At 65.8% G+C, this 15,487-nt stretch carries 13 protein-coding genes; 12 read left to right on the forward strand and 1 reads right to left on the reverse strand.

Going from position 1 to position 15,487, the window contains the following annotated elements; all coding sequences use genetic code 11:
* Positions 1-100 precede the first annotated feature (100 nt).
* Positions 101-7,513, forward strand: coding sequence for a hypothetical protein (locus AAGD32_05195; GenBank protein ID MEM8873637.1), 7,413 nt, complete (start codon positions 101-103; stop codon positions 7,511-7,513).
* A 14-nt stretch (positions 7,514-7,527) separates the two neighbouring features.
* Here AAGD32_05195 and AAGD32_05200 read toward each other — a convergent pair whose 3' ends face one another.
* The gene (locus AAGD32_05200; protein MEM8873638.1) at positions 7,528-10,026 is read right to left on the reverse strand and encodes an ATP-binding protein; all 2,499 of its coding nucleotides are present in this window, start codon (positions 10,024-10,026) and stop codon (positions 7,528-7,530) included.
* Positions 10,027-10,452: 426 nt separating this feature from the next.
* On the opposite strand from AAGD32_05200, the gene AAGD32_05205 reads away from it, so the two are divergent.
* The 11 genes from AAGD32_05205 (at position 10,453) to AAGD32_05255 (ending at position 15,484) form a co-directional block, all read left to right on the forward strand.
* Positions 10,453-10,674 carry a hypothetical protein gene (locus AAGD32_05205; GenBank protein ID MEM8873639.1) on the forward strand — a complete coding sequence of 74 codons (222 nt, stop codon included), beginning with the start codon at positions 10,453-10,455 and terminating at the stop codon, positions 10,672-10,674.
* On the forward strand, positions 10,671-11,120 hold the full coding sequence (locus tag AAGD32_05210) for an HNH endonuclease signature motif containing protein (protein ID MEM8873640.1): 450 nt from the start codon (positions 10,671-10,673) through the stop codon (positions 11,118-11,120). The genes AAGD32_05205 and AAGD32_05210 overlap by 4 nt, the downstream gene beginning before the upstream one ends.
* Complete coding sequence (locus AAGD32_05215) at positions 11,117-11,530, forward strand: hypothetical protein (protein ID MEM8873641.1); 414 nt, start codon at positions 11,117-11,119, stop codon at positions 11,528-11,530. The genes AAGD32_05210 and AAGD32_05215 overlap by 4 nt, the downstream gene beginning before the upstream one ends.
* Positions 11,523-11,738 carry a hypothetical protein gene (locus tag AAGD32_05220; protein ID MEM8873642.1) on the forward strand — a complete coding sequence of 72 codons (216 nt, stop codon included), beginning with the start codon at positions 11,523-11,525 and terminating at the stop codon, positions 11,736-11,738. Before AAGD32_05215 ends, AAGD32_05220 begins: the two co-directional genes overlap by 8 nt.
* Positions 11,738-12,754, forward strand: coding sequence for a hypothetical protein (locus tag AAGD32_05225; GenBank protein MEM8873643.1), 1,017 nt, complete (start codon positions 11,738-11,740; stop codon positions 12,752-12,754). Before AAGD32_05220 ends, AAGD32_05225 begins: the two co-directional genes overlap by 1 nt.
* The gene (locus tag AAGD32_05230; protein MEM8873644.1) at positions 12,735-13,361 is read left to right on the forward strand and encodes a hypothetical protein; all 627 of its coding nucleotides are present in this window, start codon (positions 12,735-12,737) and stop codon (positions 13,359-13,361) included. The genes AAGD32_05225 and AAGD32_05230 overlap by 20 nt, the downstream gene beginning before the upstream one ends.
* A 38-nt stretch (positions 13,362-13,399) precedes the next feature.
* The gene (locus tag AAGD32_05235) at positions 13,400-13,867 is read left to right on the forward strand and encodes a hypothetical protein (protein MEM8873645.1); all 468 of its coding nucleotides are present in this window, start codon (positions 13,400-13,402) and stop codon (positions 13,865-13,867) included.
* A gap of 21 nt (positions 13,868-13,888) precedes the next feature.
* Positions 13,889-14,110, forward strand: coding sequence for an ECF-type sigma factor (locus AAGD32_05240; protein ID MEM8873646.1), 222 nt, complete (start codon positions 13,889-13,891; stop codon positions 14,108-14,110).
* Positions 14,107-14,418, forward strand: a complete 312-nt coding sequence (locus AAGD32_05245) for a hypothetical protein (protein ID MEM8873647.1) — start codon at positions 14,107-14,109, stop codon at positions 14,416-14,418. Before AAGD32_05240 ends, AAGD32_05245 begins: the two co-directional genes overlap by 4 nt.
* Before the next feature lie 122 nt (positions 14,419-14,540).
* Positions 14,541-14,930 (forward strand): hypothetical protein, encoded by a 390-nt coding sequence (locus tag AAGD32_05250; protein MEM8873648.1) that lies wholly within the window; start codon positions 14,541-14,543, stop codon positions 14,928-14,930.
* Positions 14,927-15,484: a hypothetical protein gene (locus AAGD32_05255; protein MEM8873649.1), complete on the forward strand. Its 558-nt coding sequence runs from the start codon at positions 14,927-14,929 to the stop codon at positions 15,482-15,484. The genes AAGD32_05250 and AAGD32_05255 overlap by 4 nt, the downstream gene beginning before the upstream one ends.
* Positions 15,485-15,487 lie beyond the last annotated feature (3 nt).

Genomic DNA, 15,487 nt, shown 5'->3' on the forward strand with positions numbered 1-15,487 from the left:
AACGCACGTTGACGACCCCCATCCGTGGGGTAGCTTCGAACATTATTCGGGCTTCTACGTACACAGACCCGGACATCCACCCGTACCCCAACCCCTGAAAATGCCCACCTCCACACGCAATGCCCTCCGCCGTTCCGCCGCCGCCGTTGTCGAGAATTTGGAAACGAGGAAACTGCTGGCGGTGACCGCCGGTTTCGATCAAGGCGTACTCACGGTCAACACGACCGACGCCGACGAAACCGTCACGGTTACCTCGAGCCCCAGCAACGGCGAGCTGTTCGTTTTCGTTGGCGACTTCAGTTTCCGCTCGGGGCCGGTCGCCGATCTGCAGCGGATCGAGTTGAACCTTGGCGGCGGTGTCGATCGCGTGGGGCTTGGGTCGCTCGTGTCCAGCGGCTACGACCTGGTCATCGACGCCGGGCCGGGCGATGACAACATCAATCTCAAGGACCTGCGTGGCCACGACGCCGCAACTGTCCGCGGCGGCGCGGGCGATGACTTTCTCCAAACCAGCTCCGACGGTAACGACGAACTCTTCGGCGACGCAGGCAACGACGCCCTCGTTTCATTCAACAACGGACCCAAGGACATCCTCCGCGGCGGCGAGGGCGACGACAGTCTCAACGGCCTGGGTAACCACGAAGCGTTCGGCGATGGTGGTGTCGACACGTTCTCTGACAACTCCGACACGCGCGCCGAGGGCGAGTACCTCACTACCCTTCGTGGCGGCGACGGTGACGACATCATTGGCCGGCCCTTCGCGTACACCATCCGACGCACCGTCCTCGCCTTCGGCGATGCCGGCGACGACACCATCGGCCTGTTCTACGGAACGCCCACCGTCTTCGGCGGCGAAGGCGACGACAACATCATCATCGGCCGGGGTCAAGCCCACGGTGAGGATGGGGACGATTCACTGACCAACAACACAGGCTTCAGCGGTGGCACGGTCGAGTTCTTTGGCGGCCTCGGCAACGACAACCTGCAAATCGTCGCCGGCAGCAGCCTCGGCGACGGCGGCGCGGGCGACGACACCGTCTCCGCAGGCGACTCACCCGACACCGGCGACAACGAACGCATGACGCTCTTGGGCGGAGCGGGTGATGACAGGGTCAGCGCCGGGCTCGGCCGCGGCGAAGACCGCCAAGTTACGCTTCGCGGTGGCGAAGGCGACGACACCCTCAGCGGTACCGGCGCGACCGTCCTCGACGGCGAAGCCGGCAACGACTCGCTTCTGGGCGGCACCGCCCCCAGCGAGTACATCGGCGGCAGCGGCGTCGACATCCTCGATTTCACGCAACTCGACCCCGCCGTCGACATCACCGTCACCCGCGACGGCATCGCCGACGACGGGCCGACCGGCACCAACGCCAATGTCAACGCCGACATCGAGGCGGTCTTCGGTGCCGACACCAAGGACGCCGACGCCGAGGGCGCACCGCAACTGATCGCCTTCGAGTATTTCGACGAGCCGCAGTTCTCCTCCGAGGGCCAGCTGAGCAACGGCACGCCGTGGACGCTGGAGAACAGCGGGGCGGGCACGCCGTACTTCACCGTCGGCGGCACCCGACTCTTCGCCACCGACACCGACGAGCAGGTCTCGACCTTCCGCACCGAGTCCTTCGACATCAGCGGCGGGCCGGTCACCATCAACTGGGACATGGGCCGACGTGCGATCGAGGGCGAGTTCGTCTCCTTCGGCTACCGCCTCGACGGCGGCGAGTTCGTCGAGTACCGACGCTTCGACGAGCCCGGCGACGTCGGGCTGAAAGTCCAATCGCCCGCCCTCACCGGCCAAACGCTCGCGCTGGAGATCCGCCTGCTGGTCCGCGACATCCCATCGGAATTTACGACCGTGTCGTTCCGAAACCTTCAGGTGATCCAGCAGCTGCAGGGCAACCCGCCGAGCGACGGCACGCCGCTCTTCTCCGAACCCTTCGACGAGCCCAACGGCTCGACCAACGGCACGCTCGACCCGGCCGGCGCGTGGCGCGTCTTCGCGCCCAACGGCGGCATCGCCGTGCAGAACGGCCAGCTCCGCATCGCCGACACCGTCGACTTCACCTCCTGGTTCACCACGCCCCTGGACATCGCCGGCGCGGGCCCGGTGAGCATCTCGGCCGACCTGACCGGCACCGACATCGGCCCCGACGACCTGGCCCGCTTCACCTACAGTGTCGATGGCGGACCGCTCCAGCAGTTCGGCTTCACCCGCGGCACCGACGGCAGCCTCACCGCCACCGCCGGAGGCATCATCGGCGACACGCTCAAGCTCGAGTTCCAGTTCCGCACCGCCGGCGGCAGCCCCGCGGTCTACACCCTCGACAACGTCGCGGTCACCACGGAGGGCACGGCGGAAGAAGTCACCGTCGAGCGGGACGGCGACACCGTTTTCATCACGGGCACCTCCGGTGACGACGTGATCACCGTCCAGCGGATTGCTGATGGCACCAACGACGTACGCATTGTCGCCAATGGTGTGGATCGTGGCCGGTTCGATGCGAGCAATGTGCTGGCCAATCTCGGCGACGGCGACGACGACTTCCGCGAGGTGAGCGGTCTGCCCACGGGCATTCCGGTCACCGTCAATGGTGGTACGGGCAACGACACGATCGTCGGCGGTGCGTCGTCGAACAACGAGATCAACGGTGGCCTCGGCGATGACAGCCTCCGCACCGGACTCGGCGGCGGAATCGTTCGCGGCGGCGACGGCAACGACATCATCAGCGGCTCCAACGAAGCCTCGGCTCAGCTCTTCGGCGGCGGCGGGAACGATGACATCACCATCTTCAGTGGCACCGTCGACGCGGGCACCGGTGACGACACGATCACCAAAGCGGGCGCATCGTTCGGTACTGGCCCGGTGACCATCGACGCCGGTGCCGGCAACGATACCGTGATCATTCGCACCCCCAACGGGCCTGCGCTGGTCCGGGGCGGTGATGGCAACGACCGGTTCGACACGAGCCAGTTCGACGGAGTCGCCTCCGGCTTCACGCTTCTGGGTGAGGCGGGCAACGACACGCTCGTCTCGGGCGTCTCGGCCGACGACTTCACCGGCGGTGCTGGCACCGACACCGTCGACTACACCCAACGCACCGATGGGCCGTTCAATGTCACCTTCGACAACGTGGCCAACGACGGGGCCGAAGGCGAGGGCGACAACATCCGCGATGATGTCGAAGTTGCTTTGGGCGTCGAGGACGACGGGCCGAGCCAAACGCTCTTTGCCGAGCCGTTCGATGAGCCCAACGGGGCCAACAGCGGCACGCTCACGCCCACGGGCACATGGCGCACCTTCCTGGGTGCCGGCAACGCGCCCGACCTGCAGCAGCGCCTGCGCGTCGCCGACGGCAAGCTGCTCGCGACCAACACCGAAGGCTTCGTCAGCTGGTTCACCTCCGACCTCGACATCGCCGGCCAGGGGCCCGTCGACGTCAGCCTCGACCTGGTCGGGACCAACCTCGGTGCCGACGATCTGGCCCGTTTCATCTACCGGCTTGACGGTGGTGCGACCCAGCAGTTCGCGTTCGTCCGCGCCACCGACGGCAGCCTGACCGCAACCGCCGAAGGCCTCACCGGCGACACGCTCAAGATCGAGGTCCAGTTCCAGGCCCTCCAAGGTCAGTTCACCCTCGACAACTTTGCCGTGACTGCGCAAGGTACCGGCACTAATGAAGTGAGCATCACCATCGACGACCGCGTCCTGCGCGTCACCGGCACCGAAGGCGACGACGAAGTCCTCGTCAATCGCTTCGCCAACGGCAGGGATTACGACGTGTCGGTCGGCGGGGAGTTCGTGCAGTCCTTCGACCCGGACAGCTTCGACGCCATCGAAGTTCTCGGCCTCGGCGGCAACGATACCCTCGAAGTTCAGGCCGGATTCAACGACGATATCGGCGGCTTCGACGACGATGCGAAGAATGTCTTCATCGATGGCGGTCTCGGGAATGACGACGTCACCGGGTTCGGCCTGGACGGCGAAGTCCGCGGTGGCGCGGGCGATGACACGGTCCGCAGCCGGACCACCGTGATCGCCTACGGCGATGCGGGCGACGACCGCCTCTCGCCCGCAACCGGCTTCCCGTTCGGCTTCACTGGCTACGGCGGCGCGGGCAACGACACTCTCAGAGGGAGCGACTCCGAAAGCGCATTTCGGCTCTTCGGAGAAGAGGGCGATGACTTCATCAGCGCTACCGGCGGCTTCATCATCGCCGACGGCGGAGAGGGCGATGATATAATCAACCTCAGCACCACTGCCGCGTTCGGCAGAGCCTCCGCCAACGTGTCCGGCGGCGCGGGCGCTGACACGATCATCTTCTTCGAGATCGGCAACTCGTTCGACCGGCCCGAGGTCACCGTCGACGCCGGGCCCGACGACGACGTGGTCGACCTCTCCGGCCAGAACAGAGGAACCGTCAACGTCGATCTCGGTGATGGCAACGATCGCGTGATCACAGGCAACGAAGTCTTCGGCACTCAAGGCCCGCAGACCGCGGACATCACCATCAACGGCGGCGCCGGCAATGACACGCTCGTCAGCGGCAAGGTCACCGAGACCTTCAACGGCGGCAGTGGCAACGACACTGTCGACTACACCGCACGCACAGGCGAAGACATCACCGTCAGCTTCGACGGCCAGTCCAACGACGGCAGTGCCGACATCTTCCCCCAAACCGATACATTCGACGTTCCGGAAAACGACAACATTGGCACCGACGTCGAAAATGTGCTCGGCGCGACCGTCGTCGGTCAGCCGTCGGTGCCGCTCTACGAAGAGCCGTTCGACGAAGCCGACGGCTCCACAACCGGCAACCTCACCCCGGTCGGTACATGGCGGACCTTCCAGCCCGATGGCGGCATTGCGGTGCAGGACGGTGTGCTGGTCATCGAGGACACGACCGGGTTCGTCAGTTGGTTTACCAACGACCTCGACATCTCCGGCGCTGGGCCGGTGGGCATCAGCATCGACCTTACCGGCACCGGCCTCGGCCCGGACGATCTCGCCAACTTCCTCTACCGCGTCGACGGCGGGTCCAACCAGCAGTTCGCCTTCACCCGCGGCACCAGCGGCAGTCTCACCGCAACCGCGACCGGCATCATCGGCTCGACGCTGAAGCTTGAGGTCCAGTTCAAAGCGGTTGTCGGCACCTACACGCTCGACAATGTCGCTGTCACAGCTGGGCAAACCTCATCCGACGAGGTCAACATCGAAATCGTCGATCGACAGTTGCAGATCACCGGCACCTCCGGCGACGACGATGTCTTTGTCGATCGTCGCTCCAACACCGACGGCACGATCTACTTGGTGCTCATCGACAATGTGGTCGTGACGGAAATCGCCGCGGGCGACTTCGACACCATCTTCATAGATGGTGGCGCGGGCAGCGACCGGCTGGGTGCGATCGCCACCTCCGGCGGCGAGTTTGATGCCGAGTCCAAGCCCGCGACGATCATCGGTAGCGACGGCGATGACCGCCTGTTCGCGCGAACGCCCGACGCATCACTTCTCGGCAATGCGGGCAACGACTCGATCACCATCGACCGCGGCATCGCTGACGGCGGCACCGGCAACGACACGTTCGTCGTCGGCTCCGGCAGCAGCACGCTCATCGGCGGTGACGGCGACGACGAGTTCAGCACCGTTGCACCCGGCTCCGACCCTGAGCCCGACGCCACGCGTGTCGTCCAAGGCGGATCTGGCAACGACACACTGTTCTCTGGACGCGGCGCGGACGACTTCTCCGGCGGATCCGGCACAGACACCGTCAACTACAGCCGTCGAGTCGACAGTGACGGCCCGTTCTTCGTCACGCTCGACAACCTGGCCAACGACGGGGGTCCCGGCGAGGGCGACAACATCCGCGACGATGTCGAGCAAATCCTCAATGCGGGCTTCGACGACGGCAGCGGTGCCAACACACTCTACCTCGAAGACTTCACCGAACCCACCGGTAGCACCACCGGGCAAATCGTGTCTCCGAGCGGTCTGAATCCCGCGGCATGGCAGACCTTCCGTGGCGGGCTGGGTGCCGGCACCTTTGAGGTCCGCGACGGGGCGCTGCTCGTAGAGAATACCGACGGCGTCGTCTCCTGGTTCACCAACGACATTGAGATCAACGGGACAGTCGACATCACCCTGACCGTCACTGCCGAGAACCTTGCAGCCAGCGACTACGCTCGCTTCACCTATACGCCGGATTTCAACCAACCGCAGGTCCAGTTCGGCATCGTGCGTGGTGAGAACGGCACGTTCCAGATTACCGCCGAGGACGTCGATGTTCGAAGGCTCAAGCTCGAGTGGCAGTTCCGCGCCGAGCAGGGCTCGTTCCGCATCGACAACCTGCGCATCACGCAGCCCAACGGTCCGGAACAAGTCACCGCCGAGGTCGTCGACGGTGTTCTGCAAATCGATGGCACTCAGTCCGGCGAGTTGATCCGGTTGCGTGCGATCGAACTGGACGGCGGTGGCGTCGGCGTGCAAATCCTCAACGGTCCCACGGCCGGCACTTACGAAACACGCGACGTGCTGGTCAACCTGCTCGGCGGTCCGGACAACTTCGACATGTTCGAGCCGGTCGGTGACATCGGCGAAGGCCTGAACGTGACTGTTAACGCCGGGCTTGGCGACGACCGTGTGATCTTCCGCAGCGGCGTCGGCGTGATCAACGGCGGCGAGGGCGACGACTTCCTCGTGGTTCGCGACGACGCCAGCGCCACCACCAACGGTGGTGACGGTGCCGACCGCATTCGCGGCGCCGATCGCGCAACGCTTCTGGCCCGCGGCGGCGAGGGCAACGACACGCTCGAAACCGCCGAGCTCGATCTCGACGCCCCGCGTGCCACCTTGTTTGGCGACGCCGGCGATGACCTGTTCCAGAACGGCCCCAGCGCTCAGGACATTTCAGGCGGCGATGGGCAAGACACGGTCCGATTCACCGAGATCTCCAGCGGCCCGGATCGTCCCGACGGCCCGATCACCGTGAGCTTCGACGGGCAGGCTAACGACGGCGCTCCCAGCGAGAACGACAACATCGCCGACGACGTCGAGATCATCGAGGGTGCCACCATCGTCGACGATCCCGCCACGTCGCTCTACGCCGAGTCGTTCGACGAAGCCAACAGCGCAACCACCGGCACCTTCGACACCGCCACCTGGAACACCTTCCGCGGCGCACCCAACTTTAGCGTGCAGGACGACGTGTTCCGTGCGACCGATACCGACGGCTTCCGCACGTGGTACACCAACCGCTTTGACATCTCGGGCGGCCCGGTGGATCTGTCGCTGGACTTGGCGAGCATTGGTGAACTCGATGACGGTGATCGCCTCAATGTCCTGGTTCGCGTAGACGGTGGCTCGGCCCAGATCATCGCCACCTTCCGCGGAAGTGTGCCTGATGATTTCGTCGCCACGCTCACCGGTATCACTGGCAGTACGCTGCAGGTCGAGGTTCAGGCCAACGTCAGTGGCGGTGCCTACACGTGGGACAACTTCCGCGTGAGCCGGGCGTAGTCACAGGGGCTCGGTTAAGCCGCCGCGCATTTGCATCCGGTGTCGTCGAAGCCCTTGACGCGGCGCAGGACGCTGATGAGTTCGTTGACGGCGGTCTCGAGGACGTCCGGGGCGGGACGGGCTTCGGCGATGTGGCTGAGCCGTTCGGCGGCGGTGGTGATCTGCGGCAGTTGGTAGGAGCCGCCGGCCCCTTTGAGCTGGTGGGTCAGCCGGTGGAGCGTCGTGTAATCGCTGGCGACGAGCGTCAGGTGCAGGTCGGTCGCGATCTGCGGCAACCGCTCCACGAACGCCCTTAGCACCGGGGCCAGGTCCGGGTCGTGCTCCATCGGACTGGTGATGGCTTGGATCGGCTTACCCGTGGCGAGATCGTCAACGGGCGCCGGTGAGATCAGCGCGTTGGGCGCGCCCGCCGGCTGGCGGTTGCGGTACTCGGCGATGATGTCGGCAACGGAATTGACCAGCGTGTTGCGGTCGATCGGCTTGCTCAGATACAGGTCACAGCCCGCGAGCATGCACCGCGATGGCTCGTCGACCATGGCGTGAGCGGTGAGCGCGATGATGGGCCGCTCGAAGTCGTGATGTCGCAGTGTGTTGCTCGCGCCATAGCCGTCGAGCACCGGCATCTGCATGTCCATGAGGATCGCGTCGAACGGCTCGGTATCGTCGCTCGCCCGCCGACCTTCGAGTACGGCATCGACCGCGAGTTGACCGTTCTCGACGATCGTCACCGCCGCGCCGGCGGAAGTGAGGAACGCGTTGATGATCCGCTGGTTGTCGAGACCGTCTTCGGCCAAGAGAATGCGGACGCCGTTGAGCGGCTTGCCGACCGGGGCGATCGGTTGGCCATCGGGCGTGTGGTTCGAGATCGCGTTGGCGGTGGGGTTGTAGTCGGTCATGTCGAGTGCGGCGGAGGCGCCGATGTCGAGGTGTAGGGTTACGGTCGTGCCGACACCGGCGTCGGAGGTCACGTCAATATCACCATGGAGGTGTCGGGCCAGGTGCCGGCTGATGGCCAGCCCCAGCCCGGTACCGCCGAACTTGCGGGTCGTCGACCGATCCGCCTGTTGGAACGGGGTGAATAGCTTTTCGAGTTGGTCGGGCGACATGCCGATGCCGGTGTCGCTCACGGCGATCCCGAGTCGGGCATGGTCCGCGTCGGAGGCGTCGCACGAGAGCTCGATCGTGACGCCGCCATGCTCGGTGAACTTCACGGCGTTGTTGGCCAGGTTCAACACGATCTGTCGCAGGCGTAGCGGGTCGGTGTGGAACGTCTCGGGGATCGGAGTCGTGGCCCGGACATCGATCGACAGACCTTTTTCGCGTGCCTTGGGGCCGATCGTTGCAACGACGTCATCGATCAAATCTGTAACGCGGATCGGTAGTGATTCGGTTTGAAGTTGTCCCGCTTCGATCTTGGACAGGTCGAGGATGTCGTTGATCAATCCGAGCAAGTGGCCGCCGTTGCGGCGGATGTTCTCGATCGAGTTGCTTCGCTCGGCGTCGTCCAGCATTGGGTCGAGCAGCAACTCCGCGTAGCCGAGGATGGCGGTCATCGGCGTGCGGATCTCGTGGCTCATGTTGGCCAGGAAAGCGCTCTTGGCTTGGTCCGCCAACTCCGCCGCCGACTTGGCCGCCCGCAATGCGTCCTCGTAGCGCAGTCGTTTCTCATCGGCGAGTACGCGGTCGGTGATGTCCGTCGCGATTGCCAGGATTCGGTTCGGCTCCCCCGGCCCGGTCGCCACGGGGATCTTGTCCGTTTGGATGTATCGCAGCCCGTCCGCGCTCGAGTACGGCTCGATGTAGCCGAGCTTCGGCTCGCCGCTGCGCAAGATTTCCAGGTCGTCGGCGAGGTACAGGTCGGCGTGGTCGTAAAAGTCCTCGGCCGGCCGGCCCGCGACTTCTTCGGGCTTGAGCCCGAGGCTGTCCGCCGCCGCTTTGTTCGTCTGCAGGATCGTGTTCTTGTCGTCCTTGAAGAACACCAACGATGGCACGTGATCGAGGATTAGCCGCAGGTCGTGCGACGCTTTGTCGCGCTGTTGGATCGCGTCGAGCACCTGCACATGGAACAGCCGGCACAGCGAGGCGAGTACGCGTATGTACGAGCGATCCGCGTCGGTCCAGCCGGACGTACGGGGTTGCTCGGAAGCAAAGAGAACCAACCCCCAGTGCTTACCGTCGACCGTAACCGGAGCGGCGATGAGGCTGCGGACCCCGCCGGCTTCACAAATCGTGTCGAGCCCACCGGGCATTTCGCTGGTGCCGGCGACTGCGATCGGTCCGCCGGCGTTGGTGCATGCATCAAGCACCGCATCGAGCAGCCCGTCCAGGCCCGCGATGCGTGCGTTGCCATGCGCGATTACCACCTCACACCCGCGGTCTCGGGTGCCGGCCTGCCGCGCGACGATGCCCGTGGGCATGCCGAGCATCGCGCAGCCCTTGTGCACCAACATGTCGGTGGCTTCGATCGGGTTGCCGAAGTCCATCTCCAGCAGCTCGGCCGTCGTGTGAATCATCCGGGCACTCCTTGAAACATCGTCTCGACCCACGAGGCCGAACGATGCCTTCGGTTGCACAACGCGTGCTTCCGAAGTCATCGACCGTCAAAGGCCCCGACTCGGCCGACTTTTCCAAAGAGCGATGAATTTCACCCGCGAACCTCGCGTTCTCCTCCCGCCGATAACCGCCCCAAACAAATCGGCCGCAGAACCCTCACAGGTCCAACGGCCGAACAGTCAAGAAAAGGATGGGCGATACAGGGCTCGAACCTGTGACCTCTTGCGTGTCATGCATCGTGCGCTAACGCGTGCCGCACGAACAAACGCCGATTCTCGCCCGCTGCGAAGTCGGAAACGCGCACGTCCTACGCGAGTACACCGAACCCGAGACGCGCAAACGCGCCAGTCGTCGTCCCCGTTGTCGTCCCCGGTAGGTGGTGCTTCATGAGCCCGCCGACTAACCCCGGGAGCATGCCCGACTACGTCGAGGTGCCCGAGTGGCCCGACCGCCTCATGGTCATCGTGAGCCGCGTCGTGGTCGCCGTCATCATCGACCAGGGCAACAACCGTCGCACGTTGGTACACCGGTTCGCTGGCTGGCTGACCGCCGCCCAGGTCGAGCACTGCCGTCGGAAGCAGGTTGAGTGGGACGGGGGTGGCCAGTGAAGCGCACCGCCCTCCAACGCACGACACCGCTCAAGCGCGGAACGTCCCAACTCACCCGCCGCACCAAGCTCCGCCCGATGTCGGCCAAGCGTGAGGCCGAGCGGTTGATCCGCAAGGCCGTCCGCGTCCGCGTGCTCGCACGGGACAAGGGCCGGTGCCAGCTCCGCGTGGTGGGCGTATGCACAAGCCACGCGGTCGACGTCCATGAGGTCCGCCCGCGCGGTCGGGGCGGGGACTACCTCGACCCGGACAACTGCGTCGCGGCTTGCCGGGCCTGCCATGACCACGTCCACAACAACCCTGCCGAGTCGCTGGCCGCGGGACGGCTGGCGAGTGGGCACGTTGGTGCTGGAGGTGAGTACGACCTCGACGGCTGGATCACTGCCTACAGCATCACCGAAGCGTGGCCCGATTGGGCACCACGTCCCGCGGAGGTGCAGTCGTGATCACGATCACCATCGCTAGTACCAAGCGCGTCGCCCGCGGCAAGACCCGGCTCATCGAGGTGCCCGTCGCCAAACGAGAGACGGCCGAGGAGTGCGCTGATTTTCTCGGGTTCGGCAAGTGGCGCGGAGATCCGCAACTGATCCGCGAGGCGGTCCGCACCGGAGCCGAGTACCGGGGTTGTCGGTTCCACAACGGTGACCCGAAACGCCGGGCCGCTCGCAATGTTCCACCGCGCGCTAGTCATTGCCGGCCCGTGACGGTCGTTGGCATCGGTGACTTCCCCAGCCAGGCCGAAGCCGCCCGCCGACTGAAACGAACACCGGCGGCCATCCGCCAGGCACTCGTATGGGGAAACCGCGTCGCGGGCTACGAGGTTCGCTACCAAACGCCGGAGGTGTCCGATGCCTGACTTCTCCCGCGAGCGATCGTGCACCGGGAAGGTGCGTCACGCCACACGCCGCAGCGCGCGCAAACACGCCCGCGGCCTGAACCAACGTCAACGCAAAACCGGGAAGTACCGCGTCGCGGCGTACCGCTGCGACTACTGCGGCGGCTACCACGTCGGCCACCAGTTCGACGGCACCGTCCGCGAAGCCCGCCGAAAGGAGTGTGCGTGATGGCACTGTCCCAAGCCCGCACCAACCGTAAAATCCTGCGCCTGTCCAGACTGCTCAAACTGCCGCGCGCTCACGCGATCGGCCACCTCGAACTTCTGTGGATGAGCGCCCACGATGCGCTACGCGACGACGTCGGCGACGCGATCGACGTCGAGGCCGCCGCCGAGTGGGAGGGCGAGGAGGGCGAGTTCGCCGCGGCGATGATCGAGGTCGGCCTGCTCGACGAGCACGACGACACGCTGTACGTCCACGACTACTACGAGCACCTGCCGGAGATGCACCTCAAGCGCCTGCTCCGCAAGGTCGCGGGTGCCGAGTGGCTGCCGGCGAAACCGTCTACGAAACACGTCAAAGACCATTTTTGCTGCATGGCAGCCGAGCGGCAGCCGGACAGCAGCCGAAAGTCTGCCCACCAGACCAGACCAGACCCCACCTCACCAATTTCCCCCACTGGCCCCCAGGGGCCCGAGCCGCCGGGTGAAGTCGAGCCGACCGACGAGCCGGACATCGCCACGCCCGAGCAGGCCGCAGCAGCGCGCAGCGCCGCCTCCGACCGCCGCGATGCCGAGCCGCCGCCCGACAGCGTGCCCGCCGCGATCGAGGCGTTCGACCGCTGGAGCCGCGAGCCAACGCCGCGGGGCAGGGGCAAGCCGCTCGACACCGCCGCCAACGAGCACCGCGAGATCGTCCGGCTTTGCGAAACCCTCGCACACCGACCACCGATCCCACACGGCGACGCCCAGGTCCGCCCCGACCGCCTGATCCCGCAGGCCGTGGATCGGCTCATCGCCCGGGGCAAGTCCGACGGCAAACCGCCGTTCCGCCGCCCGAACTTTGCGGTCGGCTGCGTGCGGAACGAGCTCGACGACTGGAACAACGGCATTGACCTCCAGCCCCGCGCCGGGCCGGGGAGCTACGCCGACGACCGCAGGCAACGCGCCAACGCCACCAACGAAACCGTCAAGCAACGCCTCAAAGCCAAACGGGAGCAGACCCATGACCGACGAGCAAGCTGACCAACTGGTCGACAGACTCAACGACGCCGACAAGGGCCTCTGGCCCGGCAAGTTCAACGAGGCCGAGTTGGAGCAGTGGGTGACGGCACTCCGCCGCTACCGCTGGGACCGCGTCGAGCAGGAGCTGTTCGCGGCCTACCGGGGCGACGGCAACCACCGCGCCGGGTACAAGCCGTCGCTCGGTGCCGTGGTCGCTGTGGTGCGCGATGCCGTGGATGAGTCCGCCGACGACTCACGCGAGCATGAGCAAGCGGCCGACTTCCCCGAACTGCTCCGCCGCCGCCATCCCAACCTACGCGGCAAGTCCAACGTCGAGGTGGTGATGATCTACCACGCCGCGCAGGTCCGGTCGGTGGTGTGGCCGATCCGCAAGCAGGCTTCGCAACGCGGCCCCGATCGCGACCGTGCTCGCCAGGACCACGCGATCGCCGAAGAAAAGCTCACCGCTCTGGTCCGTTCCTGCCAACGCGACCTACGCGCCTACGCCGGCATGTCCGATGAGCAAGCGCTCAACGCCGCCGCGTGGATCGACGCCAACGACAGCGACTTCGAGGACGCCCTGCGCGACCTTCGCAACGCCGACGTGTTCGACGCCGCCGCCGCATAGGACCAACACACCCAGCAACCCCGCACGGACGCAGTACCATGAGCGAAGTGAATCGCCGGGCACCCCAACTCAAACCAGCTGGCTACGGCGGGGGCTCGATGCCCCTCGACGAGGACTGGATTGAGTTTTCGGAGTGGGCCAACAAACGCGATCAGCAGGCTGCCGATACCAAGGTCGCCGACGAACCGCTCGACGCCGCCGCCGAGCGTGCCGTGAAGCGTCTTCTCCGCCTGGTCGAGAAGCTACTGACCGGCGACGATCCGATCGCCACGCAGCTCGCCGCCGCCGGCTGGTACAACTTGCGCGAGCACCCCGAGGCCCGGAAATGGTGGGCCAAGCTCGACATGCAGTGCCGGCTCATGTTCATCCGCGAGGGCTGGGCCGCCGACTGCGGCGGGAGCATCGCCGAGGCCGTCCCGCTGAAAATCTGGAAAAAGTTCAACGCCAAAATCCGCGTTTCTGGCGTGGATTCAGCGATCATGGGCGAAACGCTCCGATATTCTTGACGCTCACCTGCATAGAGGTAGATGGCGTTGTCCCTTGACCACCTCAAGACCATTCACCTGATCGCGGTCGAAGGTAAATCTGACGCCGAAGCCGCCGAGGTGTTGGACGTGTCCGAGCGGACCATCGAACGCCGCTGGAGTGAGGCCAAGGTCTACGCCCCGAAGCTCCGCCGACGTCGGCCACCGCCCAAGCCCCGCACCGTCGCGTTGACTGACGGATTGCTCGCCACCACCGCCGCGTGACCGCGTCCGCATCCCCAACTGAACCGGCCGTCGACTTCGGGAAGTTCGTGTCCCGCAAGTTCATCGTGAACGGTGGCGTCACCGCCGCGATCGCGTACCTCAACGACGTGTCGGTGACCAAGTGCTGGATCATCGCCCTGATCGTGTGCGTGTTCACCATCGTCCAAGGCGCGATCGACTACGCCAAGGTCATCCGAGGCACCGTCCCCGCCGATGAGCACGCCGCCGCGGTTGCCCGCGCCGAACTGGCCGAGGCCACCGTCGAGCGGAAGCGGGCCGAGAAGGCCAAGACCGAGGCGATGTACTAGGGCGAGATCAATCAGCGTGACGCGAAGGTCGCCGCGCTGGAGGCCGAGTTGGCACCGCTTCGCCAGTGGCACCGCCAGAACGATCACCTCATGCCCGAGTTCGAACAGTGGAAACGAAGCCGATGAACCCGATCACCCACGCCCGCCGCGTTTTCGCCATTATCACCCTCGCCCTCATGGCCGCCACGTTCGCAACCGGCTGCGCCGCCAAGGCTCGCCAAGAGTCGAGCGACGCGAACCTCGCCGCCAACCGCGGGTATCTGGCCGAGTACGTCGAGCGGGACACCCCGCATCGCCCGCAGGCCGAGGGCATCATCGCCCGCATCGACGCCGGCGAGGTGGAGGACGTCGACGCCGAGATCACCGTCTACGACCAATCCCGTCCGCTGATCGAGGACTACGCCCAGATCGCCGACGACGAGGGCCAGGTCGACGCGCTGTTCACGCCCCGCAGCGTCGGCATCCTCGAATGGCTCAACGCATGGGGCCGTGAACTGGATCGCTACCGATGAGCTTCGACTTCAACACCATCGCCGACTCCGCCGCCGTCATCGCCGACCAAGCGAAGCGGGAAGCCATTGAGTCCGTCAAGGGACTCAAGCTCAACGCACTCGACGCACGCGCCGTGGACTACGCCGCAACGCGGCTCGCCGCGCTGGAGCTGGCCCGCTTCGACCCCGCGTTCCACCTCGAATCCGACCAGATCGAACAGGACCAGCGCGCCGCCATCGCCATGCTCAAGAGCGTCCGGGCGATCAAAACGGTGGAGTTTCAGGACCGGATCACCCGCATCGTCCAGTCCCTCGCGACCAACGCGTTGCGGGTCGTGCTCGCCCAGATCACCGCCGGCGGGAGCGAAGCGTTGCTCGCCGTCGTCAACGCCGCACCCGCTGCCACCACGCCGCCGGTTCGGTTTGATCCGCCGGCCGGACCGTTCGCCAACAGTGAGGCGACGGACATCGACTTCGACGACGCGCAGATTGAGCCGCAGCAGCCAGAGGGCTTCACCGAGCCCCCGAAGCTCCGCCCATCCGAGCAGCGTGTGACCCGCATGCCGGGTACTTGAGCC

It is taken from the genome of Planctomycetota bacterium (assembly GCA_039182125.1).
Classification (GTDB): domain Bacteria; phylum Planctomycetota; class Phycisphaerae; order Tepidisphaerales; family Tepidisphaeraceae; genus JBCDCH01.

What these genes read in the sequence shown, in the direction of transcription:
- AAGD32_05195 (MEM8873637.1), top strand. Translation starts at nt 101, where the DNA reads ATGCCCACCTCCACACGCAATGCCCTCCGCCGTTCCGCCGCCGCCGTT.
- AAGD32_05200 (MEM8873638.1), bottom strand. Translation starts at nt 10,026, where the DNA reads ATGATTCACACGACGGCCGAGCTGCTGGAGATGGACTTCGGCAACCCG.
- AAGD32_05205 (MEM8873639.1), top strand. Translation starts at nt 10,453, where the DNA reads ATGAGCCCGCCGACTAACCCCGGGAGCATGCCCGACTACGTCGAGGTG.
- AAGD32_05220 (MEM8873642.1), top strand. Translation starts at nt 11,523, where the DNA reads ATGCCTGACTTCTCCCGCGAGCGATCGTGCACCGGGAAGGTGCGTCAC.
- AAGD32_05225 (MEM8873643.1), top strand. Translation starts at nt 11,738, where the DNA reads ATGGCACTGTCCCAAGCCCGCACCAACCGTAAAATCCTGCGCCTGTCC.
- AAGD32_05230 (MEM8873644.1), top strand. Translation starts at nt 12,735, where the DNA reads ATGACCGACGAGCAAGCTGACCAACTGGTCGACAGACTCAACGACGCC.
- AAGD32_05235 (MEM8873645.1), top strand. Translation starts at nt 13,400, where the DNA reads ATGAGCGAAGTGAATCGCCGGGCACCCCAACTCAAACCAGCTGGCTAC.
- AAGD32_05240 (MEM8873646.1), top strand. Translation starts at nt 13,889, where the DNA reads ATGGCGTTGTCCCTTGACCACCTCAAGACCATTCACCTGATCGCGGTC.
- AAGD32_05250 (MEM8873648.1), top strand. Translation starts at nt 14,541, where the DNA reads ATGAACCCGATCACCCACGCCCGCCGCGTTTTCGCCATTATCACCCTC.
- AAGD32_05255 (MEM8873649.1), top strand. Translation starts at nt 14,927, where the DNA reads ATGAGCTTCGACTTCAACACCATCGCCGACTCCGCCGCCGTCATCGCC.